Origin of the sequence: Prevotella pectinovora, assembly GCF_000834015.1 — a bacterium.
GTDB lineage: Bacteria > Bacteroidota > Bacteroidia > Bacteroidales > Bacteroidaceae > Prevotella > Prevotella pectinovora.
In genome coordinates this window covers 90,359-117,056 of sequence record NZ_JXQI01000063.1, presented here as the reverse complement: position 1 = coordinate 117,056, position 26,698 = coordinate 90,359, and the positions used below count along the sequence as shown (strand labels likewise).

Below are 26,698 nucleotides of genomic sequence, written 5' to 3'. Positions count from 1 at the left end.
AATAAGGAGTAAAACAAAATGAAAAATATATTAAAGACGATATTGTTGGGAGGTGTCGCCCTGGCTACGTTCTCTTCGTGCAGCGACTTCCTTGACCAGAAATCACCGTCAGACACCGACGCAAGCAACGTTTGGCAGTCAACATATTATACCAAGAATGTGCTCAACAAGGCTTATGGCCTTCTCTGTGAGGACTACACATATTCTCAGGTGCTTTGCTATACCTTTATGGCTAACTCCGACGTTGAGTTTGCTAATGCCTATGGCGAGTCGAATGCCAAGGCTGAGGGTAAGGGCCGTGATCTGAACAACTATTATGCCGACAACGACGCTTCTTTCGCAAAGTCTCGTGATGCATGGGATCACCTCTATGAGAGTATCGAGTATTGCAACAATATCATTGAGGGTCTCAAGGGAATTTCTCCAGAGACAACTGACAAGACGGAAAAGCAGCTCCTTCAGTATAAGGGCGAGGCGCTCACTCTCAGAGCTATGCTTTATCATGAGTTGATACGTAACTGGGGTGATGTTCCATTCAAGACAGAGCCTACAAAGAACGACCTCTCTAACATCAATACCGGCAAGACAGACCGTGATGTGATCATGGACTATCTAATCAATGACCTTGAAGAGGCAATCAACTATCTGCCTTGGGCTGGTCAGAGCAGCTATACCACAGAGCATGCCACAAAGGGTTATGCTCACGCTCTTCTCGCTCAGATCGCACTTCAGCGTTCTGGTTGGGCTATTCGTGAGGCTGCAAAGGAGGGATATGTAACAGCTACAGAGAATAGTGATCCTACATATCCTACACAGCGTTGCAGCGATGAAGACCGCGTGAAGTATTACAACCTTGCGCTGACACATCTCAATGCTGTCATCAGTTCTGGCAAGCACCAGCTGAACCCAAGCTTCGAGGATGAGTGGACACTCATCAACAAGCAGACTCTCGACACCCAGTATCAGGAGAACCTTTTCGAGGTTCCTATGGGATTGGGCAACTCCAGCGAGTTGGGCTATGGTATCGGTGTGCGTTTTGCTGACAACTGTGCTTATGCTCTGAAGGGAAACTCTTCAGCTAACGTTCAGTTGCCTTCTACTCTCTTCTGGAAGTATGACCACAGCGGCAAGGATACTCGTCGCGACGTTACATGTGCCAACTTCGAAATCAAGGTTGACAATGGCGTTACCACAGAGACTATGCTCGGCAACAAACCATTCAACATCTATTGCGGAAAGTGGGACGTTCGCAAGTTCAGCGACGACTGGTCTGCTATCGCAAAGATCAAGAATGCCAAGTTCGGTACTGGTATCAACTATGTGAAGCTTCGTTACTCTCAGGTCCTTCTTTGGTATGCTGAGGTGATGAACGAACTCAACGGTAATCCTGATGTCGCTACCGGCGGTTGCGGTCTGACTGCCCGTCAGGCTCTTGCTCTCGTTCACGAGCGTGCCTATGCTGACGCTGACAAGGCTGAGGCAAAGGCTTATATCGATGGCATCTCTTCAGACAAGGACGCTTTCTTCAACGCCATCGTTGACGAGAACGCTCTGGAGTTCGCTGGTGAGGGTGTTCGTAAGTACGAGCTGGAGCGTTGGAACTTGCTTAGCGCCAAGATCGACCAGATGAAGAATGACTATATGACTCAGATTTATGAGTATCCTACAAAGCTCTACTATAAGACTTATACAGAGAACGGACTCGTTAAGATCGACATGAAGTCTGTACGCTGGTATGACACCGAGGCTCCTGAGAATGCTGCTGACTATAAGTATGTTACATTCTGGGGCGACGAGGCTAAGGAGTCTAACACCAAAAAGACTAATGTAGCAAACCTCGAGTTCATCAGCGGTGGCTTGAATGAGAAGGTGAAGAACCGCTATCTCCTGCCAATCTACAGCAGTACCATCAACGAGTCTGAGGGTTCATTGCAGAATTCTTATGGATTCCTCCATAAATAATTTTAAATTTTAGAAATCAAGATGAAACTGAATAAATCAATTATAAGCAAGGCTCTCTTCGGAGCTATGATGCTCCTCGGAGGTGCGTCGTTCACCGCTTGTACTGAGACGAACGACTGGGACGTTGATCCTGCTTACGACCGTCTGTTCCATTCCTCCAAGGTTTCCGTAAGCCCAGGTGAGGACCAGGCTGAGGTTACATTCAAGAAGATGCCAGATGCTGAGTTCTACGTAATAGAAATCAGCACCGACACTCTTTTCGATGAGGTTGAAACAACTGAGCATAGCATCTATTTCGGTGACAAGGAGGATGCGAGAATCACTACTTCTCCTTACACTATGACAGGACTTGAGGGTTCTACAAAGTATTACTTCCGTATCAAGAGCTGTGCTACAAACGGCAAGGGTTCTACATGGAAGTATCTTGATGATACAGAATCAAACTATAGCTTCACAACCAAGTCTGAGCAGATTATCCTCGATGTTGTGCCTGGTTCAAAGACCGTGAAGGTCAGCTTCAAGGCTGGCAAACAGATTACTGAAGCACAGATTGTAAAAGACGATGAGGTGCTCGTTTCACAGCCTGTTACTGCAGACGAGGTTGCTGCCGGTGAACTCACAATCAGTGGTCTCAATGCAAAGACTTCTTACACTGTGCAGCTGCTCAACGGCGAGAACGTTCGTGGTAAGAAGAAGTTCACTACCACTGAACCTTTCCCTGACGGATACGAGGTTATCAACGTAGCTGCTGGCGATGACGTGAAAGACCTTCTTGCTAATGCCACTTCAGACAAGGTTGTTGTTGTATTCCCACAGGGAATGGAATATACCGCTCTGAATGAGGAGGCACAGACCTCTACAATCAAGGTTCCGGAGAATATCAAGTCTGTCTATTTCTGGGGAGCAGCCGGCGAGTCTAAGGCAACTGTCAAGTTCAAGGGCGTTTCCTTCGAGTCATCAAGCATGGATGTTGTCCGTTTCTATAACCTCAACCTCCAGTATGGTGCCAACTCAGACGGTTACGTATTGAACCAGTCTGGTACTTTCACTCTCAACTCTCTCGAGATGGAGAAGTGTGACGTTAAGGATATCCGTGGTATTTTCCGCTTCCAGAGTATCGTGAATTCAACTGTCAATGCTATCAAGATAAATGACTGTGTATTGACAAACATTGGTACTTATGGTATCGTGAATACCAAGGACCAGAAATCATTGACTTTGGGAACAGTCAGCATTACCAACAGTACTCTCAACACAATCAACTCTGTGTTGACGAATACAAGCCAGGCTAACTTCTCTATTACTCTCGACCACTGCACAATCTGGAACTGTGTTCCTGCTACCAAGCCATACTTCGACTTGCAGAAACAGACGGGAGTTACAGTAGCATGTACAAACTCTCTCATCGGAGCATACTACGACTTCAAAGATGCAGCGCAGACAGTGAAGGGTAGCAGTCTGAAGGATATCGACGCTACTGGCACTGTATATACAAGTGACTTCAACTGGAACTCTGGTTATGAGATCGGTTCTCAGATTTCTGAGACATCTGCCCAGCTCTGGGCTAATCCTGCCAAGACTGGTGCTGACTTTACAGTGCAGAACTCTTCTTACAAGAATCTCGGTGACCCACGCTGGATTCCGGCAGAGTAATGATATAGATTTTAATTCTATTAAATAATAAAAGATGGAAAGTTCAATGTGTAGCTTTCCATCTTTTATTTTGTATACGAGGTGACATGTCTCTTGCTCCTTACATTTGGCAAGTTTCCAACTATGTTTCCTGGCCTTGATTTTTCCCCCACAGCGTGGGGAACATCACCCCCTAATGTGGGGTTTCATTCCCCACGTTAGGGGGAGAATTCTATATGATAAAAAGTCGAATGACACTTTTCTGTTGGACGTCCCTAAAAAAAAGTAATGTAAGTGTCCGTAATTCACATAAAATGTGTAAGTTTGCAAATATAATAACCTGTAAACGCCATCGTATATGATATTACATGTAGCCAATCCGATTTACGACTCCGTGTTCAAATACATAATGTCTGACGAACGCATATCAAAGACCATCCTCTCTGCACTGCTGAAGAAAGAAGTGGTGAAGGTGGAGATGCGCCCACACGAGTATGTGAACACCACACGAGACACGCTTTCAATGTTCCGCATTGACTTTGCAGCCACCGTGAGGGAGAAGGATGCTGAGGGCGAGGGATTCAAGGACCGCGTCATCCTTATAGAACTGCAGAAGACATGGCTCGACACGGAGACCCTGCGCTTCCGCCAGTATCTGGGTGCGCAGTACAGCAACAAGATAAACATCCGCAAAGACTCGCCGAAAGGCTTCGCATATCCAATGGTTGCCGTTTACCTTCTCGGACATCGAGTCGGCGACATTGAGGAGCCGGTGGTTTATGTCAACCACGACGTGTTCGACTACAACGGCGAGGTGGTAAAGGATGGCAAGGAAGACCCTTTCGTTGAAAGTCTCACCCACAACAGCATAATTGTGCAGATACCGAGGTTGAAAGGCCGTGTGAACAACCGCCTAGAGAAGGTGCTCAGCGTTTTCGACCAGTCGAGGAAAGATGCGGAAGACAAGCAGGTTCTCAATATTGACGAGAACAAATATGAGGATGATGCCGACATGATGTATATGCTCCATCGTCTTACAGCCGCTGCCGCCGACTCCGAGATGCGTCAGGACATGAACGTGGAGGACGAATATTACAAGGCGATAGAGGACCGTGACACTGCAATAATGAACCGTGACAAGGAACTGAAGCATAAGGATGAGCAGCTCCAGCAGAAGAGCGAGCAGCTCCAGCAGAAGAGCGAGCAGCTCCAGCAGAAGAGCGAACAACTCCAGCAGAAGAGCGAACAACTCCAGCAGAAGAGCGAGCAGCTCCAGCAGAAGAGCGAACAGCTCCAGCAGAAGAGCGAACAACTCCAGCAGAAGAGCGAACAACTCCAGCAGAAGAACGAGCAACTCCAGCAGAAGAGGGAGCAGCTTAAAAATATAGTAAAATCTCTCTATTCAAAAGGTATGAACATTCTGCAAATTGCAGAGATAACCGGAATTAACAAAGATGAAGTGGCAGCGATCTTGAATTAGAATGCTAAATCGTTTTAAACCGAGTATTAAGGAAAATGTGATTTTCTTAATGCTCGATTGTTATATCGCCGTTTTTTAATACCTTCGCTATTTGAAATATATTGAGATTCCTTTATTGTCGTGGTTTGAATGGCAAATTCGATTCTCGACGTTATGACTACTATACAAATCAAAATAAGATGAAATTAGACAGAAAATTATTGACTGGTGCTGCTGTTGTGTTGATGTCAGCATCTGTGATGTCGGCTTTTGCCGACAATCAACCCGCATTCCCTGGAGCCGAAGGGTTTGGTCGCTACACTACTGGCGGTAGAGGCGGAGCCGTGTATCATGTGACGAAATTAGATGATGACGGATCGGAAGGCACCTTCCGATGGGCTTGCAACAAGAGTGGAGTCAGAACCATCGTGTTTGATGTCAGCGGTACGATATTCCTGAAGAGTGCTCTGCAGTTGAAGAAAGGTAATGTAACAATTGCCGGACAGACAGCCCCCGGTGATGGCATTTGTATTGCTGATTACCCCTTCACGATAGATTCTGACAATGTTATTCTTCGCTTTTTGCGTTTCCGTTGTGGCAATCGTCATGTGGACAAGCACGAAGGTGACGGACTTGGAGCGATGGATCGTAAGAATATCATAGTGGACCATTGCTCTGTGAGCTGGAGTATCGATGAATGCCTGTCCGTCTATGGCAGTAAGAATCTCACCGTGCAATGGTGTATAGCCTCACAGAGTCTGAAGAACTCCGGACATTCCAAAGGTGCCCATGGCTATGGTGGCAACTGGGGTGGAAGCGGTGCATCGTATCATCATAACCTGCTTGCCGACCACGATTCTAGAACTCCACGACTGGGTCCGCGTCCCGGAACCCAGACTGACGAAAGGATGGATATGCGTAACAACGTGATATACAACTGGGGCGGCAACGGCTGCTATGGCGGTGAAGGAATGAATGTGAACATCGTGAACAACTATTATAAGCCAGGAGCTACAACGCGGAAAAGAAGCAAGACCATCCAGCGCCGCATCGCTTGTCCGGGTATACGCACTGTGGACTACTGTCTGGACAAGACACTCCTTGCAGCACGATTCCAGCAGACAACCGGTATAACCTGCAATAAAAACGACGTGAAAGGGTCGGCAGAAGATGGCAGAAATTATGTTACCATCAAGGGAACGAAGTACGAGATGGATATGAGCGGAAAACTTGCCACAATCACCGTGAATGGCACTCAGATTAATGTACCGTGGAATGATTGGGCAAAGATGCTACATGTGTGGGGAAAATTTTACGTGGAAGGCAATCATAATCCAGATTGGGATGTGGTGAATAAGGATAACTTCAAGTATGGCGTTTCCGACCAGATTGACAAGACCGGCAACGATGGCACTTATCCTGGTGATGAAGCAATACAGTTGAAGACACCGATGGTATTTGAGACCGTTACTACCCATACTGCGGCAGATGCCTTCAACCGTGTGCTCGACTATGCCGGTGCGTCATTGCGCCGCGATGCTCTTGACAAAGTCATCGTAAGCGATACCCGTAGCGGTTCTGATACCTATACAGGCAGCGGATGCACGTCAGGCATAATCAACAGTCAGGATGACACGAAGCCAGCCGACGCTTCTGCAGACTGGAGTCCTTGGCCAACACTTGCCACAGATACTTCTATCGACGTTACAGATACTGATGGCGACGGAATGCCGGATGGTTGGGAAGATGCCAATGGACTCGACAAGAATGATGCTGCAGACGGTAATACGCTCGCAGCCGATGGATATACCAATCTGGAGCATTATCTGAACAGTATCGTGGAGAGTATCATGACTAAAGAGAACGAGGGAGGTAGACTCCTCAGTGGCAGTATGACGTATGAAGATGCTGCAGGTATTGCCGATGTTACGCTGGATAACAACAATGTGGAAGATGGCAACATCTATAACCTTCAAGGTATGCGTGTAGAACACACTGTGGATGGTCGTATTTACATCAAAGACGGGAAGAAATTTGTTAAGTAGACGAATTTGCTTGACAATGAAATAAAAGGTTGAGTAGGGGAGTGTGTAATCCCTGCTCAACCTTTTGTTCTTTTATCGCTTATAGCAAGCAGTTATAAAATTCTTAATATAAAGGCCAATGACTGATTTGGGCTAGATTCTCTGCTCTGTATTGTTGTAGGTCAGCATACTTTGCGGCACGTTGTCTTTCACGCTTTTGATTATCAGTTCAGCCATTGAGTGGCGCACGAAAGTCTTTTTGGTAAGCAATACCACGTCTCTCACCGGTATAGGCAGTGCGAAGGGGCGCACCAGTCGCATCTGTTTGTCGGAAAGTTGGCTAAGGGCGAGTTCCGGAATGAACGTCACGCCCTGTCCGTTTTCCACCATTCTCATGAAAGTCTCTATGCTGCCGAGAGAATATTTTGATTTGCTCTCTGTTGCCGATTTCAGATCGCAGAATTTCACAAGTTGGTCGCGGAAGCAATGGCCCTCGTCGAGAAGCCACAGAAACTCGTTGCCAAGGTCCGAAGTCTTTATGTTCTTGTTGTTGAACAGCGGGTCGGTTTCTGCCACATAGGCTATGAACTGCTCATAATATAGCGATGTCTGGTTGAAAGCCTCCAGCTCGTCGAGTCTCACGGCGATGGCAGCGTCCAGTACGCCGCGGTTCAATGCCTTCTTGATGTCGGCAGTCTTCATCTCGATGATGTGGAAGTCGATGCCAGGATTCTCCTTCTCCAGTTTGGTGAAGAAGCGTGGCAGCAGATATGGCGCTATCGTGGGCAGTATGCCGATACGGAACGAACCATTCAGCGAGTGTTGTTCTTCAGCTACGATGTCCTTTATCTTGTTTGCTCTCGAAAGCACCTTCCATGCCTGTTCCACCACAAGTTTGCCGATGGCAGTAGGAGTGACCTGTTGTGATGAACGTTCGAAGATTTTCACTCCGAGTTCCTTCTCCAGTTTCTGAATCATGGCGCTCAGTGTGGGTTGTGTCACGCCGCACTGTTCTGCGGCATTGGCGAAGTGTCTGTATCTGTATACAGCCACGATGTATTCCATTTGTTGTAGAGTCATGGGATGCTTTCCTCCTCTAATGATTAATTTGATTAGCGTTGCAAATATACTAAAAAAAAACGTTGGCGGAATATATTTAAAGCATATTAACCCAGATGGCAGCTTGGGACTTAAAGGGCACGGTGCTTACCCAACAAGGGCACGGTGCTTGCCCATCATGGGCACGGTGCTTGCCCCGGATGGGCAGAATTGCTGTCAGGCGTATGCCCAATAAATTAATGTTATAACACCCATATTCCAGTTTCCAGGATTCTGCCAACGCATGCAATTCATGTCGTATGAATTCCTTACATCTGACAATTCCTTTCATCAGCAAACCATCCAGACAATTGGCTGACAGTTGATAGATGGTCAAGTGCCTGTCTGTCAGAATATTACGGCAAAAAACCAGATGGTCTGACAGTTTTTCGGAAATTCTTGTTTTTACTGAAAATCAGCGATATTGGCAACTTTTACTCATATCTATCAACATAACATAATTCCGCCAACGGGAAGTATTCCCATTGGGGTATGCAGATCGTAATCAGAAAAAAAAATATCATAATGTAATAAATCCCGAGGAGATGCGTTAATACAATAGAAGGATGAATTTATTTCAAAAAACAATGCCTATGGAACATTTTACTTCAGAAAATCCAATGCCGTCGAAGCGTACTATTGACATTATCAAAGCCATTGCCTACACCTATAGGGTGATGAACATCAATGGCAGTATGAAATCCTATTGTCTAAACTGATAAACTGAAAAACATATTTAAAAGAATTTATGGCAACAATTATTTCTCCATCCCTGCTGGCTGCTGATTTCACAGACTTGCGCCATGAGGTGGAAATGATTAACAAAAGTGATGCTGACTGGTTGCATCTTGACATTATGGACGGAACATTCGTTCCTAATATCTCATTCGGATTTCCCGTTATCGATGCGGTGGCAAAGATTTGCAAGAAGCCTCTCGATGTGCATTTCATGATTGAACACCCTGAGCGTTATGTGCAGCGCACGGCAAAGACCGGCGCCATGATGATGAACGTGCATTATGAGGCTTGCGTGCATCTGCATCGTACTGTGCAGGAGATTCACGATGCCGGCATGAAGGCTGGTGTGACTCTCAATCCTTCAACTCCAGTCTGTCTGCTTGAGGATATCCTGAATGATGTGGACATGGTGTTGCTGATGAGCGTCAACCCCGGATTCGGCGGACAGAAATTCATCGAGGGCACTATCGACAAGCTGAGAGCGCTGCGTGAGATGGTGGACAGGAAGAATTCTCGTGCTCTGATACAGATTGACGGTGGTGTGCAGGCTGAGACCGCTCCGCGTCTCGTTGAGGCAGGTGCGGATGTTCTTGTTAGCGGAAGCTATGTGTTCAAGGCTGCCGATCCTATCCAGACGATCCATGATTTGAGATCGCTCTGATATGAAAGTTTTCCTCAATATAACAATAATGTAGGTTGCATGGTGAAGACCATTGGGGAAGTATGTATGTGATCTTGATTCAAGAATAAAATATTGCGGGTAAATCCATAGTCCTTTTGAGAAATATGGATTTACCCGTATGTTTTGTAGATGTTATATAGACCTTTTAAACCCAAGCGGCCTGATGACCGATTGAGGCTAAAATATAAGTTCCTGTAGTTGAAACGTCATGAGTGCTGCGTTTATGGCTTTGTGTCAATAAACGGTTTCAAGTGACAGCTTATTCTTTCTCGCCATTCTTCTCATGTTGAGTATGGCGTATCTCATTCGTCCCAGGGCAGTGTTGATGCTCACACCGGTAGTCTCGGCGATTTCCTTGAACGACATCTCCTGATAGAAGCGCATGAAGACAATTTCCCTCTGTGTCGGAGGCAGCAGGTTCATCATCTTCTTCACATCGCGCAGCACCTGCTCGTTGACATATCTGTCCTCGATGTTGAAGTCTGTTATGTCGTTTCCTGTGACATTCGAGAGGTCGTTGTCGTCAGAAGTTTCCACGATGTTTTTGGCGCGGTTGTCTCGATACCAGTCCATTATCACATTGTGGGCGATGCGCATTATCCATGCCGAAAACTTGCCGGAGTCAATATATCTGCCCTCCTGCAGCTTCGTTATCACCTTCACGAAGGTTTCCTGGAAGATATCATTAGCCAAGTCCTGCTCGTGCACTACGAACAGAATATATGAAAACAATTTGGATTGATTTCGAGATAATAACAAATCGAAGGCCTGATTGTTTCCTCTAACGTATGACAATGCCAACTCTTCATCGGTCATTTCATTTAGTCTTATCATTTTAATTCAATTTTTTAGTGAAGTAAATGATGTTTCAATAGGCTTTAGAATTTTATTTGTTATTATATAATAATGTTCTCTCTTTTGCGTTTATATCTTTTTCATAGATGTTCAACACACTTGCAAAAGTAAGTATAAATGTTTGTTTGAACAAATTTTTTTCTTTATAATGCCGTTTTTTCTTTGAAGTTTCGAAAAATGTTTATAATTTTGCACCGTAAAGGTTCGCCTAATACGTGATTGAAAGGGAACGGAGTGAGAATCTCCGACTGTCCCGCAGCTGTAAGCTCCTTTATGCTCAGTGACGATAGGCCACTGCCCAGAAGAATGTTTCTTCGGTTTTTCTGTTTCGGGTGGGAAGGTGTCATGAGAGTGGAGCGAAGTCAGAATACCTGCCTTTATGTTAGTCTTTGCGGAATCTTCTCGATGTAAGGAGTGGAAGCGTAATTGTGTAAATATATGAAGCGGTTGATATGTAGTCGGCAGTATAATTTGCTTGGCGACATTCGCTTACGTCATAATTGTGCTTGACCATACTTTGATTTCGGCAGCTTTTGCGGGACGTTTGGTATGGCAATCATACGTGTATTATTATATAAGTTATTTTTTATGCTGAGAAAAGGCGTTGTCGTGAGGCAATGCCTTTTTGTCGGTATGCTCGGCATGAGCATTGTCTGACTGACGCGCAAGTCCCGAATAAGACATAATTGCGGAATTTGAATAGCCTATGTAAGGGGCGTTCATCGAGGGGCGTTGCTTTTCATTTCAGTTCATAACTCAATATCTCTTTCATTCCTGTCATCTTCATGTATTTTGTCTGGTAGCCATATATGGCAACGAGCCGTTGTATGTTTCCTGGGTTGTCCACGAGGTTCAGGTCGCGGCGAATCTTCGAACCGTTCTTCAATTGTATGGCTATGACGTTGGATTTTGATTTCTCGTTCTTATCGTCGGCGATGAGGATGGATGTGTTTGATTCATAGGGACTGTCGAAGAAATACTTGTAGCCTCCCGTTGATGTAGCACATCCTACGATATAGCCTTTCACGCAGATGGGGTCTTCGAAGACGTGGTTCTTGAATGTGTATACGTCCACCGTGTCGGTGCTCACCCATTCAGTATCGTTCTTTCCGTCACCGTTTGCCCATCCGCCGTTGTCGCCATTGTTGCCGGTGGAGGTTGATCCGTTGACTTTATCGTTGTTTTCCTTTTTGTTTTCAGTGTCGTCGATTACAGGCTTTTCGCAGCATGTGAACGCCAAGATGAAGAAGAAAAGAAATAGACTGTATATGTGTTTCATTGGAATGGTGTGTATAATTGCTTTTTGTTTATTTGACATGCAAATGTAAGCAATCAAATGCAGAACTCCAAAGATTTGCCGTCTTTTGTATTCAAGGGATAGCTTGGGCAAAAAAAGAGGTTGGCGCAGGATGCTACCAACCTCATGAGATTTCGTAAATGGCGAAATCATAAATAAGATGTGGCAAATGTAAGCCTTTATTATGAAACTTGCAAGAATTCCGACTATAAAATGTTGAATTTAACAAATTGTCCCTTTTTTTTATGTTATAAGGCAGCTTTTGTGTCATTGCTTTTAGTGTGCGTGTCATTCAATGTCGTGGTTCGCTATATGATAAATGCAAATAATCCTTATTTTTGTTGTTATATTTTTCAGATGTATTTTATTATGCGTATCTTTGCAACATCAAAAAATAAAACTACTATTGTATTTCTAAAAAACTTAACTGAATACATTTCAAACAAAACAGTATGAAAAAGCTACAAGCATTTTTACTGCTTTGCTTGCTCTTCCCTATGAGCCTATTGGCTTCGGTGTGGGATACAGACTACAAGCAAGTGGAGCAGAGCATCAGAGAACCGAAGTTCCCTAACCGCTCCTTCAGCATCACCAAGTATGGCGCTTCGCTGAAGAATACGGCAGCCAAGAACCAGAAAGCCATTAACAAGGCCATCGAGGCTTGTTCAAAGGCTGGCGGCGGCAAGGTGGTTATCCCTGCCGGAACATGGAAGACAGGAGCCATCAGACTGCGTAGTCATGTAAACCTCGTGATAGAGAAGAACGCTACACTCTTCTTCGAGTTCGACCGCAGTCTCTATCCCCTTGTTGAAACACGTTGGGAAGGTCTCGACTGTATCAACTACTCACCTCTTATCTATGCTTTCAAGGAGACCGACATCGCCATTACCGGTGAGGGAGTTATTGATGGCAACGGATCTGACGAGACTTGGTGGCTCATGAGCGGCAAGACTCCGAAGAGCCGCAACATAGAGGTGAAGGAGAAACAGCAGAATCCTGGCGGCCGTGCCGATTTGCTGCAGATGGCAGAAGACGGTGTGCCTGTTGAAAAGCGTGTCTTTGGTCCGTGGAAAGGTCTTCGTCCTCAGACGGTGAACCTCAACCAGTGTGACGGAATTCTCATCGAGGGCGTAAAGATGATACGATCACCATTCTGGGTTATGCATCCGCTGCTGAGCAAGAATATCACGGTGCGTGGCGTACATGTAGAGAACCACGGTCCTAACGGCGATGGCTGCGACCCTGAGTCATGTGAGAACGTGCTTATTGAGAACTGTATCTTTGATACCGGCGACGACTGTATCGCAATCAAGAGCGGACGTAATGAAGACGGCCGTGAGGGCGGTAAAGGTAAATACGTGGGGCGTCCAAGCAAGAATATCATCATCCGCAACTGCAATATGAAAGACGGTCATGGTGGCGTGGTGCTCGGTTCTGAGATTTCAGGAGGATGCAGCAACGTGTTCGTCGAAAACTGTACGATGGACAGTCCGGACCTGGAGCGTGTGCTCCGCATCAAGACAAACTCATGCCGTGGCGGTGTGATTGAGAATGTATATTTCCGCAACGTGAAGGTTGGACAGTGCCGTGAGGCGGTGTTGAAGATAAACACAAACTATGAACCAAAGGAGAAGGGTCGTCGTGGCTTCTATCCAACCGTGCGCAACGTATACATGGAGAATGTGACCTGCCAGAAGAGCAAGTATGGCGTTATGATCGTTGGCTTCGACAACATCAACACTATCCACAACATCAATCTGAAAAACTGTAACTTCACAGGAGTATATGGCCAGCCTGTGTATATCACAGGCCAGACAGACAAGCCAAACTATGAGAACCTCGTAATCAATGGTTCACAAGTGCTCTCGCAGCTGCCTTACAAGACATACAGCCAGTGGATGGCACACTCAGAAATGCAGCGCAATCCGGATCCATGCTATCTCGATTTCGCAAAGACTCCAAAGTGGGGCTATGTGGTTGGTATAGAGCAGGAGGCAATTCTCGATGCTTATCTCGCCAGCAAAGATGAGAGCATCATCAATTATCTCAAGCAGTATCCAGCCAAGATGATAGACGAAAAGGGTAATATCACAGGTTATGAGTATTCAGCTTTCAACCTCGACAATACCCGTCCGGCGCGTTTCATCCTGCGTATGAATGAACTGTTCCCTGAGAAGAAGAATGAACTTGCCTTGAAGACCATCTTCAAGCAGCTTGAGAAACAGCCACGCACAAACGACGGCGTATGGTGGCATAAGGCTATTTATGCATATCAGGTGTGGCTCGACGGAGTATACATGGGTCATCCGTTCTATACAATGGCAGCCCCAAAGCTGAAAGGCGAGAAAAAGGCAGAGAAATATTACGATGACACTTTCACACAGATTACCAAGACATACAACAGAACCTTCGATGACAAGTCCGGTCTCTGGAAGCATGCTTGGGATGAGACAGGCGAGATGTTCTGGGCTGACAAGCAGACAGGACTCTCGCAGCACACCTGGGCTCGTGCACAGGGATGGTTCGCAATGGCAATCCTTGAAGTTCTCGATGCAATGCCGGCAGACTACAAAAACCGTCCGGCTCTCGTAGCGATGCTCAACGACGTGATGACAAAGACCGTGAAATATCAGGACAAGAAGACTGGCCTTTGGTATAACGTAATGGACGTGAAAGACAATCGTAACTATTTTGAGGCAACAGCATCTTCAATGTTCTCTTACGTACTGCTGAAGGGCTCACGCCTCGGTTATTTCGGTGACGAACTGAAGGAAGCCGGCATCAAGGCATACAAGGGAATCCTCAACAATTTCGTGAAAGTGAATTCCGACAAGACCCTTTCTCTCACACGTTGCTGCGAGGTGTCAGGACTCGGTCCGGGTCTCAGCGCTAAGGTGCTGAAGGCAGCTCCAAAGGTGAAGGAGAACAAGCGCCGCGATGGTTCTTTCGAGTATTATATCAGTGAGCCAATCCGCGACAACGACGGCAAGGGCGTTGGTCCGTTTATCTGGGCTTCATTGGAGATGGAACATCTTGGCTACGACGTGGAGTCGCTCAACAAGTAACGACTCCGTTGCTGCCTTATCCAAAAGGACGCATAAAATCAAACTAAAACAAATATCAAATTATGAAGAATTTATGTTTGCCATTGGTAGCTTTGGCACTTTCCGCTTCAGCATCAGCACAGACTGGGGCTCCTGCCTTTCCTGGTGCTGAGGGATTTGCCCGTTACGCAGCCACCGGAGGACGCGCTGCCGATGGTACGACAAAGGTTTATCATGTCACAAATCTCAACGACAGCGGCACTGGTTCACTCAGATGGGCTTTGTCGCAGTCTGGTCCTCGCACCATCGTGTTTGACGTGAGCGGTTACATCGACTTGAAGTCAAACCTCAAAATAACATCAAATACCACTATTGCAGGCCAAACGGCACCAGGCAACGGAATTACACTCCGTTATTACACCGTGGAGTTCACAAACTGTGATAATGTCATCGTCCGCTTCTTGCGCTTCCGCCGTTCACAGGTGAAGCATGTTGACGACGGTGCGGATGCAACATGGGGAAGATACCGTAAGAATATCCTCATCGACCACTGCTCTATGTCGTGGAGCATTGATGAGCTGGCGTCTTTCTATGACAACAGGGATTTCACCCTGCAGTGGTGTATGCTCGCCGAAGGCCTCAACGCAGGACATGCTAAAGGCGACCACAGCTATGGTGGTATTTGGGGTGGAAAACCGGCATCATTCCATCATAACTTCCTTGCCCACATCCAGAACAGAGCACCTCGCTTCAATGGCGCCCGCTATAACTGGAACGGTTATGACAAAACCCAATATTCCAACTCCATACAGGCAGAGAGGGTAGACTTCCGTAACTGCGTGGTTTACAACTGGGGTAACGGAAACGGTTGTTATGGCGGTCCTGGTGGTGGCTATGTGAATATGGTGAACAACTATTTCAAGGCTGGTCCTGGCACGAAGAACAAGACTCGCGTAACGCAGATTTCATTCTCTGATGCATCAAACGGCGGCGACAATCCGTTCCCCAACTATTCCAGCCGTTATTTTATCAGCGGAAACTACGTGTCTGCAGCCGGTTCCAAGGCTGCCAACTATGATTGGAGCGGTGTGATTTACGACCAGAAAATCAAGATAGGCAATGATTATTATATGCAGGATGCCAAGCATTATTATGGTGAGGATCAAACCTATGTGAAGGATGCCAGCGGTGTAGACTGCATCAAGATAAAACTTGACAGTCAGTTTGACCCGGGCACCATCACTACCCAGACCGCTGAGACGGCATACGAGAAGGTACTCGCATACAGTGGAGCGAGTCTCTATAGAGATGCTTGCGATGTGCGTTATGTGGAGGAAGCAACCAATGGTACTGTTACCTATAACGCTTCTCATGCCAATGTTCCTGGTATTATCGATGTTATCAACGATCCGTCTTCAGACAGCCAGAATTCCGCTACGGCAAGTTTCCCCGAACTTCCATCAGAATCACGTGCTGCCAACTATGATACTGATGGCGACGGCATACCAGACGAATGGGAGATTGCCAACGGTCTTAATCCTGATGACCCAAGCGATGCACAGTTGAAGACTCTCGATACCGCGAAGTGTTGGTATTCAAATCTTGAAGTATATCTCAATTCTATCGTTGAGCATATCGTGAAATCACAGAATGCTGATGCCGTGTCGCCAGTGGATGAGTATTATCCAGCGTTTACATCAGGCATTTCTGCTTCGTCAACGAAGTCTGAGGTTAAGTCAATCGAGTATTATTCACTGAATGGCGTCAGACTCTCTGAGCCACAGCAGGGAATATCAATTCGCAAGATGGTCTTGACAGATGGCCAGACTGTAGTAGACAAAGTCTTGAAGAAATAATTTCAATTATCTTGTAACGGTCGTTGAGGTTCGAAAAATTATAATTCCGCAAAATGACCGTTTTCTTATTAGCGATAAAGAAGGGAAGTGCTGTTCGGTGCTTCCCTTTTTTAATGACTTTTGTTTCTTAACCTTATTTTAACACGCAAAGAGATACTTCATATCTATAAAAGTTCTATCTTTGCATAAAATAAGCTTCGGCTCGGGATAAGAAATGAATGTCTTCATTTCATTCTCCTCTCGCCTTGCATTATCTTTGCATAAAATAAGCTTCGGCTCGGGATAAGAAATGAATGTCTTCATTTCATTCTCCTCTCGCCTTGCATTATCTTTGCATAAGATAAGCTTCACCTCAGCATAACACTCAAGCAAGCTTGATGTTCTGCATTCGCCTTGCATTATCTTTGCATAAGATAAGCTTCGGATTATAAAATTGCTCAAGCAAATATAATTGTGTAAATATATTGTTTAATTAATTATTACATTATGAAGAAAACTTTACTCTTATTCGTTTCATTGCTTATGACAATGGGAATGTTCGCACAGTCTAAGACTGCGAAATTCGATTTCACAGGCGAGTCTGCTTATGGCATGACACTTTTGAGTGGCTCTACAAAAGAATACAACGCTGACCCTACGGTATGTACAGAGGGTGATGTCACTCTTACTCTCAATGGTCAGACCCGTTGGTGGAAAGCAACCAACGGCAACGAGTTGCGTTTCTATAAAGGCGCAGATATGACTTTCAAAGTGCCAGAGGGTAATGTCATCACAAAGGTTGAGCTTACAGCCAAAGTTCCTGCAAAATTCGAGTCTGCTGTAGGTACATACGCCAATGGCACATGGACTGGTTCAGCCAATAGTGTGGTTATCTCAACCAACATTACAGAGAAGAACACTCCGATCAGCTCTGCTGTAGTGACATACCAGTCATCTTCCGCTCCAATGAAGAAAGACCCGGCACTGTCGTTCAGTGAGACTACAGCAAGTGGTGTTGTAGGCGAGGCTTTCGTTGCTCCTACTCTCACAAAGGCTACCACTGCTGCCGTGGTTTATACTTCGTCAGACGAGGCTGTGGCTACCGTTAATGCTGAGACAGGCGAAGTGACACTTCTCGCTGCCGGTGAGACAAAAATCACTGCTACTGCTGCAGAGAACGATGAATATAATGGTGGTTCTGCATCATATACACTCACTGTCACAACTCCAGCTCTCGATGTAGTTAAAGAGCCTTACTCAGAGTCGTTTGAGACAGAGTTCGGTTCCTTCGTTCTCGACAATGTGAACCTCTCAGAGGGTCTCTCATACGTTTGGTCTATCGACAAAAAATATAAGTGTGCCAAGGCTTCTGCTTTTGTCAACAAGAAGAACCTTCCTTCTGAAAGCTGGCTCGTTTCTCCTTGGATTGAACTTTCTGCAGCAGAAGTAATACGTAGCCTGTATTTTGACCATGCCGTATCTAAATATTTCGGCAATGTTTCAGAGGAGGCTACATTGTGGATCAAGGCCGAGGGTGGTGACTGGACTCAGTATACTTCTATCTCATATCCAGAAGTTCCACAGGACAAGAGCTTCTCTCCTTTTGAGACACAGACAGTCAGCCTTGACGGCTATGAGGGCAAGAAGATAAAGGTCGGCTTCAAGTATGTAAGCACCGACGAAGCTGCCGGTACATGGGAAATCAGAAACTTCAAGGTTTGCAGCGGCGATCCTTCAGGCATCAACGAAATCAATGCCGACAAGTTCGACGTGAACGCTCCTGTATACAATCTCGCAGGTCAGCGCGTAAATGCCAATGCCAAGGGAATTCTCATTCAGAATGGCAAGAAGTTCATCAAGTAATGTTCTGAAGGTATTTACAGGGTAAACAATATCCCTAATCATATTAAAGTGTGTCAACCGAATGGTTCAGACGCACTTTTTTTTTGTTTTCATTGATCCCAAATCGGTCATTGGTGCTTGCTTGAATTCTGATTTTTCAGAAGAGTGGATTTTTAACTGAAAATTCCCCTATCTGTCATTATGTCCGTTTGAGGTTTATTGTCAGATGGGGAGCTATACTTCAGTTTATCATTCATCTTTGGAAATCCGCTTTTGCAATCGGGTTGCAATACTGTTGTGGTATCTTTGCATCCAAATAAATGAAAACCGAAAAAAATAAAGAATCAAGAATTATGCTGAAGAAAAGCTTTTACTGTTTATCGCTGTTCATTCTCGCTCTTGGTATGGCTGCCTGTGGCAGCAAAAACCACGATCATGACCATGAAGAAGAGACGGAGCAGCATGCCGGCGAAGACGCCCATGACCATGACCACGATGGTGACGTGATTTTGCTGACTCCAGAAAAGGCAAAAGCTGCCGGAGTGCAGGTTGAAACAATTATGCCTGGAACCTTTCATGGCGTTATCCATACCAGCGGTAAAGTGTTGTCTGCATCGTGCGACGAGACCACTGTCGTTGCCACAATCAGTGGCCGTGTGGCAAACAAGAATCATGTGAGTGAAGGATTGAAGGTAGCCAATGGTGCGGCCTTGTTCTCAATCACGTCAGCAGGAATGCAGGTTGCCGACGGCGATCCCGTGCAGCGTGCACGTATCGACTACGAGCGTGCAGAGCGTGACTACACCCGTGCGCGAATCCTTATAAAAGATAAGATAATAAGCGATAAAGACCTCGCTGTGGCGAAGGCAGAATATGAGGCTGCAAAACTGACATATACAAGCATGCAGAAAACACGCAGTGCTGGCGGCGTAGTAGTCACCGCACCTCGCGGAGGCTTCATCAAACAGTGTCTGGTTAACGGCGGCGACTATGTTGAGGCTGGCCAGCCGCTTGCCATCATAACCCAGAACCAACATCTCTATCTCCGCGCAGAAATTCCAGAGCGCGAGTTCAAGGAACTGAATAAGATAAAGTGTGCGAAATTCCGTACCAGCTACAGTGACCGCCTTTATGACATCACTGATATGGGCGGACACATACAGTCGTATGGACGTTCGGCAGAGGTAAACAACTCCTACATTCCAGTCATATTCGAATTCAACAATACAGGCGATGTTGTTCAGGGTTCCTACGCTGAAATATTCCTCATCACCCAAGACCGACCTAACGTGATGACCCTGCCGCTCACTGCCATAACGGAAGAGCAGGGCGTGCATTACATCTATATCCAGGTGGACAAGGAGGGATATCGCAAGCAGGAGGTGACACTCGGCGAGAACGATGGCGACAGGGTGGAAATCCTCAGCGGACTGAAGAAAGGCGACAGGGTGGTGACCAAGGGAGCCATACAGGTGAAGCTCGCTTCGGCCTCTAACGCTATCCCTGCCCACAACCATAATCATTAAAGAAAATCCTACGTAACAGACAGATTATAAATTATGCTGAACAAGATTATCAGGTTCTCGCTTGAGAACAGAATACTCGTTCTTGTGGCGGCAGTTCTGCTTGTCATCGCAGGGCTGTATTCTACAAGCAAGACCGAAGTTGACGTCTTCCCCGACCTCAATGCCCCAACCGTTGTCATAATGACAGAAGCGGGAGGTATGGCAGCAGAGGAGGTGGAACAGCTCGTCACCTTTCCTATAGAAACGGCAGTGAACGGCAGCACCGGAGTGCGCCGGGTGAGGTCGCAGTCAACCCATGGCTTCTCTGTAGTCTGGGTAGAGTTCGACTGGGGCACAGATATATATCTTGCACGCCAGATAGTCAGCGAGAAACTCGCAGCCGTTGGCGAACAGATGCCCGAAGGTGTCAGTGCGCCAGTGCTCGGACCGCAGTCGTCTATTCTTGGCGAGGTGCTCATCGTGAGTCTTACCAGCGACAAGGCGTCGCTTCAGGATCTGCGCACCTATGCCGACTGGGTAATCCGTCCGCAGCTGCTCTCAACGGGTGGTGTGGCACAGGTAAGCGTGCACGGAGGTGACATCAAAGAATACCAGATACTCATCAGTCCCGGCAAGATGAAGCATTTCGGTGTGTCGCTCTCCGAAGTTATGGCCAGCACACGCGGCATGAACACCAACACCAATGGTGGTGTGCGCTATAAATACGGCAACGAATATATCATCCGCGCCATCACCTCTACCAACGATATCGACAAGATCGGTGCCTGCATCGTGAAGAAAAACGGCGAGAGCGTGATAACACTTGCCGATGTCGCAGACATCAAGGTAGGCAACCAGTCGCCCAAGCTCGGCGTGGCAAGCGAGAAGGCACGTCCGGCAGTATTGCTCACTGTGACAAAACAGCCAGACACCAGTACGCTGAAACTCACCGAACAACTGAACAATGCGCTCGACGAACTGAAGACCAACCTTCCGGCAGATGTACATATCTCAACCGATATCTTCCGTCAGGCAGATTTCATCGACAGCAGTATCGACAACGTGCAGAAGTCGCTCATGGAGGGAGCCATATTCGTGGTCATCGTGCTGATGATATTTCTTGCCAATGTCCGTACTACGGTGATTTCACTTGTCACAATCCCAATTTCATTCCTCGTGGCAATGATAGTGCTTAACGTTCTTGGCATAAGCATAAACACCATGACACTTGGCGGTTTGGCAATTGCCATCGGTTCGCTTGTGGATGATGCCATAGTGGATGTGGAGAACGTGTATAAACATATACGGCAGAACCGCGAACTGCCGGAGGCAGAGCGCATACCGATAATAGAACTCGTATACAACGCCTCACGTGAGGTGCGTATGCCGATTCTCAATTCCACACTTATCATTATCGTCAGCTTTGCCCCGCTGTTCTTCCTCAGCGGTATGGAGGGCAGGATGCTCATTCCTCTTGGCATAGCTTTCGTCACGGCTTTGTTCGCTTCCACACTTGTGGCTCTCACGCTCACACCGGTGCTCTGCAGCTATATGCTGAACAAAAGCAATGGTGAGATGCCGAAGGAGGCTTTCGTGGCGGTGTGGCTGAAGAAATACTACCGTGAGGCTTTGCTCTGGGTGCTCGACCATACCCGCACCGTCTTCATTTCCTCTGCGTCATTGCTTGTTTTGGCTTTAGTGATATTCCTCTCGCTTGGCAGCAGTTTCCTGCCAAAATTCAATGAGGGATCATTCACCATAAACATATCCTCGCTACCCGGCATTTCCCTGGAGGAGAGCGATTCCATAGGAGCGCGGGCGGAAAGGCTTCTGCTGCAGGTACCGGAGATTCAGACCGTGGCGAGGAAAACAGGACGTGCAGAACTCGACGAGCATGCTCTCGGCGTGAACGTAAGTGAGATAGAAGCACCATTCAAGCTCGACGGCCGTAGTCATGAGGAGGTACTCGATGATGTGCGCCATCGCCTCTCCGTATTGGCGGGCGCAAACATAGAGATAGGCCAGCCGATATCCCATCGTATCGATGCCATGCTCTCAGGTACGCAGGCAAGCATCGCCATAAAACTCTTTGGAACAGATCTCAACAAGATGTTCACCATCGGCAATCAGATAAAGAAGGCTTGCAAGGACATCGACGGAATCGCCGACCTGAATGTGGAACAGCAGATAGAGCGTCCGGAACTGAAAGTCATTCCGCGCCGCGAACTCCTCTTGCGCAACGGTATCACGTTGCCCGAATTCAACGAGTTCATCTCTGTTAACCTTGCCGGTGAAACTGTTTCTCAGGTGTATGAGGCTGGCAGGGCCTTCAACCTCGTGGTGAAAGGCGGCGACTACGATGAGATAAGCGACCTCATCATAGACGCGCCAGACGGACGCAAGGTGCCGTTGTCTGACGTGGCAGACATCGTGTCGAGTGCCGGACCGAACACCATCAACCGTGAGAACGTGCAGCGCAAGATAGTAATATCTGCCAACACCAGCGGCAGGGCATTGAGCGACGTCGTAGCTGATATCAAGAAAGCAGTGGGCGAAGAGGTGAAATTGCCAGAAGGCTATCGCATAGAATACGGTGGACAGTTTGAGAGCCAGGAGAGTGCAAGCAGAGTGCTTTATCTCACTTGTACCATCGCCATTGCAATAATTTTCCTGCTGCTCTTCATGCAGTTCCGCAATGCCAAGGAAGCAGGCGTTATTCTTCTGAATCTGCCTCTTGCACTCATCGGAGGTATATTTGCTCTGGTGATTACTACAGGAGAAGTGAGCATACCGGCAATCATCGGATTCATCTCCCTCTTTGGTATCGCCACACGAAACGGAATGCTCCTCGTGACAGAATACAAGCGTCTGCGCACAGAAGAAGGCGCTACAGTAAGGGAGGCTATAGTGAACGGTTCGCTGTCTCGATTGAATCCTATATTGATGACGGCTCTCACTTCGGCTCTTGCCCTCTTGCCACTCGCCCTTGGTGGAGACCTGCCGGGAAATGAGATACAGTCGCCTATGGCAAAGGTAATTCTCGGAGGATTGATTAGTTCAACATTACTTAACGCATTTATAATTCCGGTAATATATGAAAAGATTTCTAATCGCCGTTAGTTTCGTACTTATGGCTTTCACAGCCTCGGCAGACAACAGCGTTGACGATGTGCTGAAGCAGATAGCCCAGAATAATCTCACTCTGAGAGCTCTGCAGCACGATAACGAGGCTGATGTACTCGACATAAAGGCTGAAAATTCCCTCGATGGACTGTCGGTGGAATACAGTCCGTTCTTCAGAAGCGGATATTCGGGTGTGGCGGAGAGCGAACTTGTGGTGAGCCAGGAGATACAGTTTCCTACCAAGTATGCCGACCGCAACAAACAGGCGAAGATGCAGAAGACGGTGGGAGGCAAGATGTATGAAAAGAACCGTCGCGACATACTGCTCGAAGCAGAACAGCTGTGTCTCGACATCATACGTTTGAACATGACTATGACAATGCTCGACCAGCGCTTGGAGAACAGCGAAACCCTGCATCAGATGTACGACAAACGTATGGCGGCAGGAGATGCAAATATCCTTGAGGTAAACAAGGTGAAGCTCGACTGCATGGAGGTGCAGACCATGGTAAGCGAGGCGCAGAACGAACGGATGCTCCTGCTACAGCAGCTGCAACAGCTGAATGGCGGAAAGCCCGTGACAATTGACAGTGAGAAGTTTCCTGAATTCCAGCCGATAAAGGACTTTGAATCCTACAAGGCTCTTTATCTAGCCAGTGATGCCGATATACAGATGGCTGAGACGATGCTGAAATCTGCTGATATGAATGTGAAAATGCAGAAAAGAGAGTGGTTGCCTAACATCTCCTTTGGCTATCGTCGCAACACGGAGCAGAAAGAAGGAGTGAACGGTATTATGGTAGGGGTCAGCTTTCCGCTCTATAGCAACAGCAAGAGAATCAAGGCAGCCCGGGAGCGCCGGCAGAGTGCAGAGCTGCAAGTGGAGCAGGCACGCAAGGATGCTGAATCGCAGTTGCAGTCTGGCTATCAACAGCTTGTCGGCTTGCAGCAGGTGCTTGACCATAGTGATGTCAAGATGATGCAGGAGTCTATAGTACTATTCTCCAAAGCTCTCCAGCATGGAGAAATCAATGCTTTGGATTATTACACAGAGGTAAACAGCATCTACGAGAAGCTCCAGCGCCATATCGACATTCATTGTCAGAGCGCAAAACTGCATGCAGTGCTGCATAAGAACGAATTGTAAGAGATTTGAAATCGAAAATAATAGGGGCAAGAATCTGTCATGTGATTCTTGCCCCTTGACCATTGGTCCTTATTTGTCCAGACTTTTCCCTGATGATAGGATAGGGATTTGTTATTTTTCCCTGTGCACTACACTTCCGCTTGCCTGGTGTGTGGCAAGTATGAGCACTTCGGCAATCTGCACGTGCTTCGGAGCCGATGCTGCATAGAAGGCTACATCGGCGATGTCGGCACCGGTTAGCGGCTTGATGCCCTTGTATACATTGTCGGCACGCTCGTTGTCGCCATGGAAGCGCACCTTGCTGAAGTTCGTTTCCACGAGTCCCGGCTTGAGGTTCGTCACTCGCACAGCAGTGTCGGCTACGTCGATACGCAGTCCGTCAGACAGAGCCTTCACGGCTGCCTTTGTGGCACAGTATACGTTTCCTCCGGCGTAGGCGGCATCGCCTGCCACGCTACCGATGTTTATCACGTTGCCCTCGTTGCGTTCCACCATACCCGGCACCACAAGGCGCGTCATCGTGAGCAGTCCCTTCACGTTGGTGTCGATCATCGCGTCCCATTCTTCTGGCTTGGCTTCATATTCCTTGTCGAGGCCAAGGGCGAGTCCGGCATTGTTTATCAGCACGTTGATTTTCTTCCATTCCTCATCGAGCGAGTCTATCGCCTTTTTTGCAGCAGCCGTATCGCGTACATCGAATGCCAGGGCCTTCACCTCCGTGCCCCTGGCTTCCAGTTCGGCTTTGATTTCAGCCAGTTTCTCCTCGCGGCGTGCCGTGAGAATCAAGTCATAACCGCCTTCGGCAAACTTTCTTGCACAGGCTTCTCCAATGCCGCTTGTGGCTCCTGTGATAAGTGCAATCTTTTTCATCTTGATATTTTTTTATTTATTATTGTAAGTCATTGTTGTCGTATCCGCAGTGATAATCCCAATTTTTGCAAATTTAATGTATTTCTCGTAAATAAGCTTTCTATAAGCGGGCTTTTCGTGTTTTTTGAGTGAATTTTTTTCCTGTTTACCTCACAGTAATTTGATGGAAAAGAATGGAGATTGAAAATAAAACATTACCTTTGTCTGCCGTTTCCATGAAAGGAATGGAAAAATGACATGTGGGCTGTTTGTCGTCAACTCGCATTCAGACAGCTTCTATAGGATAATTCGTTTTTTTTAATCACCAGCTTATGATGATAAAAGTATGCGGAATGCGCGATCCGGAGAATATTCGCGATGTGGGGAAACTGGGCATCGACATGATGGGATTTAATTTCTGTAAAGATGATCCGCGTCATGTCGGCATGATAGCGTCTTTGGCTGCCATTATTCCCGATTATGCAGACAGGAGACTCATCGCCGAAAACAATTCACCACGGCGTGTGGGAGTCTTTGCCGACGACATGCCGCAGAACATCGTCACTGCTGTATATAATTACAAGCTCGATTGTGTTCAACTTCAAGGCAGCGAGTCGCCAGTAATGATAGACAACCTTCGCCGGACTCTTGATCCTGATATTTGCAAAGGTGTCAGAATTTTCAAGACTCTGAATGTGGCGAATATAGATGATTTGAAATCAAGCAGACAATATTCAGCTCATGCCGACATGTTGGTCTTCAATATGAAAAACGATGATACGGAGGGGGCAAGGTCGTGTTCCGACTTTGAGTTGCTTGATGAATACGATGGTGGTTTGCCATTCCTTGTAGGAGGAATAGTGATGGAGGATTCGGACGGCATTAAGTCTGTTTCCAATCCTTGTTTTGCAGGTGTAGACCTGAACGAAGGATTTGAGACGAAGCCTGGCATCAAAGATACCTCAAAACTTAAAGATTTCATCTCCTTATTGAGAAAATGATTTGAAGACAAAAATCAGGGAGAATATGAGAATCGCTATAATTGACAATTACGACAGCTTTACATATAACCTCGCACATCTCGTGAAGGCCATCGGTGTTGATGTTGACGTGTTGCGCAATGACTGTTTCGAACTCCACAGTCTGGCGGAATACGACAAGCTTTTGCTCAGTCCCGGTCCCGGCATACCGTCAGAGGCAGGGCTTCTTCTTGATGTGATAAGAGAATATGCCGGCAGGTTGCCAATCCTGGGAGTCTGTCTGGGTCACCAGGCAATAGCCGAAGTCTTTGGAGCAAAGATTGAGAATCTGTCGCATGTCTATCATGGTGTGGCTACGCCATGTGATATTATAGCAGACGATAGCCTGTTTGATGGCCTGCCAAGACGTATCGAGGTGGGACGTTATCATAGTTGGGTGGTCAGCAGAGAAGGCTTTCCTGAGTGTCTTGAGATTACATCTGTGAGCGATGACGGAAAGATAATGTCCTTCCGCCACCGTCATTATGCAGTGCATGGAATACAATTCCATCCAGAGAGTGTGTTGACACCGGATGGAAAGAGAATCATCGGGAACTGGTTGGGAGAATGATGCTGTTTGGTTGCAT

The 26,698-nt window shown here is 46.9% G+C and carries 18 protein-coding genes and 1 riboswitch; of the genes, 14 read left to right on the top strand and 4 right to left on the bottom strand.

Translation table 11 applies throughout. The features are described from left to right. Positions 1-18: 18 nt before the first annotated feature. From ST42_RS09215 to ST42_RS14350, 4 genes are all read left to right on the top strand, one after another. Entirely contained in the window at positions 19-1,962 is a 1,944-nt protein-coding gene (locus tag ST42_RS09215; RefSeq protein ID WP_044066264.1) for a RagB/SusD family nutrient uptake outer membrane protein, read from the top strand. Positions 1,963-1,983: 21 nt separating this feature from the next. Continuing rightward, on the top strand, positions 1,984-3,615 hold the full coding sequence (locus ST42_RS09210; RefSeq protein WP_044073272.1) for a DUF5123 domain-containing protein: 1,632 nt from the start codon (positions 1,984-1,986) through the stop codon (positions 3,613-3,615). A gap of 337 nt (positions 3,616-3,952) precedes the next feature. Continuing rightward, complete coding sequence (locus ST42_RS09205; RefSeq protein ID WP_044073271.1) at positions 3,953-5,074, top strand: hypothetical protein; 1,122 nt, start codon at positions 3,953-3,955, stop codon at positions 5,072-5,074. A 224-nt stretch (positions 5,075-5,298) separates the two neighbouring features. Beyond that, the gene (locus ST42_RS14350; RefSeq protein ID WP_044073270.1) at positions 5,299-7,098 is read left to right on the top strand and encodes a pectate lyase family protein; all 1,800 of its coding nucleotides are present in this window, start codon (positions 5,299-5,301) and stop codon (positions 7,096-7,098) included. Positions 7,099-7,230: 132 nt separating this feature from the next. On the opposite strand, the gene ST42_RS09195 is transcribed toward ST42_RS14350, so the two are convergent. Then, entirely contained in the window at positions 7,231-8,157 is a 927-nt protein-coding gene (locus ST42_RS09195) for a hydrogen peroxide-inducible genes activator (protein WP_044073269.1), read from the bottom strand. A 611-nt stretch (positions 8,158-8,768) separates the two neighbouring features. Here ST42_RS09195 and ST42_RS14445 point away from each other — a divergent pair. Both ST42_RS14445 and rpe read left to right on the top strand, forming a co-directional pair. Next, entirely contained in the window at positions 8,769-8,894 is a 126-nt protein-coding gene (locus tag ST42_RS14445; RefSeq protein ID WP_262503124.1) for a hypothetical protein, read from the top strand. Positions 8,895-8,923: 29 nt separating this feature from the next. Then, positions 8,924-9,574, top strand: a complete 651-nt coding sequence (gene rpe, locus ST42_RS09190; RefSeq protein ID WP_022316185.1) for a ribulose-phosphate 3-epimerase — start codon at positions 8,924-8,926, stop codon at positions 9,572-9,574. A gap of 255 nt (positions 9,575-9,829) precedes the next feature. On the opposite strand, the gene ST42_RS09185 is transcribed toward rpe, so the two are convergent. After that, positions 9,830-10,429 carry an RNA polymerase sigma factor gene (locus tag ST42_RS09185; protein WP_042517861.1) on the bottom strand — a complete coding sequence of 200 codons (600 nt, stop codon included), beginning with the start codon at positions 10,427-10,429 and terminating at the stop codon, positions 9,830-9,832. Positions 10,430-10,633: 204 nt separating this feature from the next. Continuing rightward, positions 10,634-10,843, top strand: a riboswitch (cobalamin riboswitch). A gap of 346 nt (positions 10,844-11,189) precedes the next feature. Next, positions 11,190-11,729, bottom strand: coding sequence for a DUF6359 domain-containing protein (locus ST42_RS09180; RefSeq protein WP_044073267.1), 540 nt, complete (start codon positions 11,727-11,729; stop codon positions 11,190-11,192). A gap of 470 nt (positions 11,730-12,199) precedes the next feature. On the opposite strand from ST42_RS09180, the gene ST42_RS09175 reads away from it, so the two are divergent. The 6 genes from ST42_RS09175 (at position 12,200) to ST42_RS09145 (ending at position 24,243) form a co-directional block, all read left to right on the top strand. Then, positions 12,200-14,812 carry a glycoside hydrolase family 88 protein gene (locus tag ST42_RS09175; protein ID WP_044073266.1) on the top strand — a complete coding sequence of 871 codons (2,613 nt, stop codon included), beginning with the start codon at positions 12,200-12,202 and terminating at the stop codon, positions 14,810-14,812. 62 nt (positions 14,813-14,874) lie between these two features. Next, the gene (locus ST42_RS09170) at positions 14,875-16,647 is read left to right on the top strand and encodes a pectate lyase (RefSeq protein ID WP_044073265.1); all 1,773 of its coding nucleotides are present in this window, start codon (positions 14,875-14,877) and stop codon (positions 16,645-16,647) included. 486 nt (positions 16,648-17,133) lie between these two features. Continuing rightward, a complete protein-coding gene (locus ST42_RS09160; protein ID WP_082028626.1) occupies positions 17,134-18,489 on the top strand; it encodes a choice-of-anchor J domain-containing protein in 1,356 nt (451 codons plus the stop codon). Between the two features lie 335 nt (positions 18,490-18,824). Continuing rightward, a complete protein-coding gene (locus tag ST42_RS09155; protein WP_082027861.1) occupies positions 18,825-19,994 on the top strand; it encodes an efflux RND transporter periplasmic adaptor subunit in 1,170 nt (389 codons plus the stop codon). Positions 19,995-20,027: 33 nt separating this feature from the next. Continuing rightward, positions 20,028-23,093, top strand: a complete 3,066-nt coding sequence (locus tag ST42_RS09150) for an efflux RND transporter permease subunit (protein ID WP_044073261.1) — start codon at positions 20,028-20,030, stop codon at positions 23,091-23,093. Beyond that, positions 23,068-24,243, top strand: a complete 1,176-nt coding sequence (locus ST42_RS09145) for a TolC family protein (protein ID WP_082028625.1) — start codon at positions 23,068-23,070, stop codon at positions 24,241-24,243. The genes ST42_RS09150 and ST42_RS09145 overlap by 26 nt, the downstream gene beginning before the upstream one ends. A gap of 111 nt (positions 24,244-24,354) precedes the next feature. Here the strand turns inward: ST42_RS09145 and ST42_RS09140 are convergent, their stop codons facing one another. Beyond that, positions 24,355-25,113 carry an SDR family NAD(P)-dependent oxidoreductase gene (locus tag ST42_RS09140; protein WP_044073257.1) on the bottom strand — a complete coding sequence of 253 codons (759 nt, stop codon included), beginning with the start codon at positions 25,111-25,113 and terminating at the stop codon, positions 24,355-24,357. Between the two features lie 311 nt (positions 25,114-25,424). Between ST42_RS09140 and ST42_RS09135 the strand changes: the two genes are divergently transcribed. After that, complete coding sequence (locus ST42_RS09135) at positions 25,425-26,093, top strand: phosphoribosylanthranilate isomerase (protein ID WP_044073256.1); 669 nt, start codon at positions 25,425-25,427, stop codon at positions 26,091-26,093. A 25-nt stretch (positions 26,094-26,118) separates the two neighbouring features. Next, positions 26,119-26,682 carry an anthranilate synthase component II gene (locus tag ST42_RS09130; RefSeq protein WP_022316198.1) on the top strand — a complete coding sequence of 188 codons (564 nt, stop codon included), beginning with the start codon at positions 26,119-26,121 and terminating at the stop codon, positions 26,680-26,682. The last annotated feature ends 16 nt before the right edge of the window (positions 26,683-26,698 follow it).

What these genes read in the sequence shown, in the direction of transcription:
- ST42_RS09215 (WP_044066264.1), top strand. Translation starts at nt 19, where the DNA reads ATGAAAAATATATTAAAGACGATATTGTTGGGAGGTGTCGCCCTGGCT.
- ST42_RS09210 (WP_044073272.1), top strand. Translation starts at nt 1,984, where the DNA reads ATGAAACTGAATAAATCAATTATAAGCAAGGCTCTCTTCGGAGCTATG.
- ST42_RS09205 (WP_044073271.1), top strand. Translation starts at nt 3,953, where the DNA reads ATGATATTACATGTAGCCAATCCGATTTACGACTCCGTGTTCAAATAC.
- ST42_RS14350 (WP_044073270.1), top strand. Translation starts at nt 5,299, where the DNA reads ATGTCAGCATCTGTGATGTCGGCTTTTGCCGACAATCAACCCGCATTC.
- ST42_RS09195 (WP_044073269.1), bottom strand. Translation starts at nt 8,157, where the DNA reads ATGACTCTACAACAAATGGAATACATCGTGGCTGTATACAGATACAGA.
- ST42_RS14445 (WP_262503124.1), top strand. Translation starts at nt 8,769, where the DNA reads ATGGAACATTTTACTTCAGAAAATCCAATGCCGTCGAAGCGTACTATT.
- rpe (WP_022316185.1), top strand. Translation starts at nt 8,924, where the DNA reads ATGGCAACAATTATTTCTCCATCCCTGCTGGCTGCTGATTTCACAGAC.
- ST42_RS09185 (WP_042517861.1), bottom strand. Translation starts at nt 10,429, where the DNA reads ATGATAAGACTAAATGAAATGACCGATGAAGAGTTGGCATTGTCATAC.
- ST42_RS09180 (WP_044073267.1), bottom strand. Translation starts at nt 11,729, where the DNA reads ATGAAACACATATACAGTCTATTTCTTTTCTTCTTCATCTTGGCGTTC.
- ST42_RS09175 (WP_044073266.1), top strand. Translation starts at nt 12,200, where the DNA reads ATGAAAAAGCTACAAGCATTTTTACTGCTTTGCTTGCTCTTCCCTATG.
- ST42_RS09170 (WP_044073265.1), top strand. Translation starts at nt 14,875, where the DNA reads ATGAAGAATTTATGTTTGCCATTGGTAGCTTTGGCACTTTCCGCTTCA.
- ST42_RS09160 (WP_082028626.1), top strand. Translation starts at nt 17,134, where the DNA reads ATGAAGAAAACTTTACTCTTATTCGTTTCATTGCTTATGACAATGGGA.
- ST42_RS09150 (WP_044073261.1), top strand. Translation starts at nt 20,028, where the DNA reads ATGCTGAACAAGATTATCAGGTTCTCGCTTGAGAACAGAATACTCGTT.
- ST42_RS09145 (WP_082028625.1), top strand. Translation starts at nt 23,068, where the DNA reads ATGAAAAGATTTCTAATCGCCGTTAGTTTCGTACTTATGGCTTTCACA.
- ST42_RS09140 (WP_044073257.1), bottom strand. Translation starts at nt 25,113, where the DNA reads ATGAAAAAGATTGCACTTATCACAGGAGCCACAAGCGGCATTGGAGAA.
- ST42_RS09135 (WP_044073256.1), top strand. Translation starts at nt 25,425, where the DNA reads ATGATGATAAAAGTATGCGGAATGCGCGATCCGGAGAATATTCGCGAT.
- ST42_RS09130 (WP_022316198.1), top strand. Translation starts at nt 26,119, where the DNA reads ATGAGAATCGCTATAATTGACAATTACGACAGCTTTACATATAACCTC.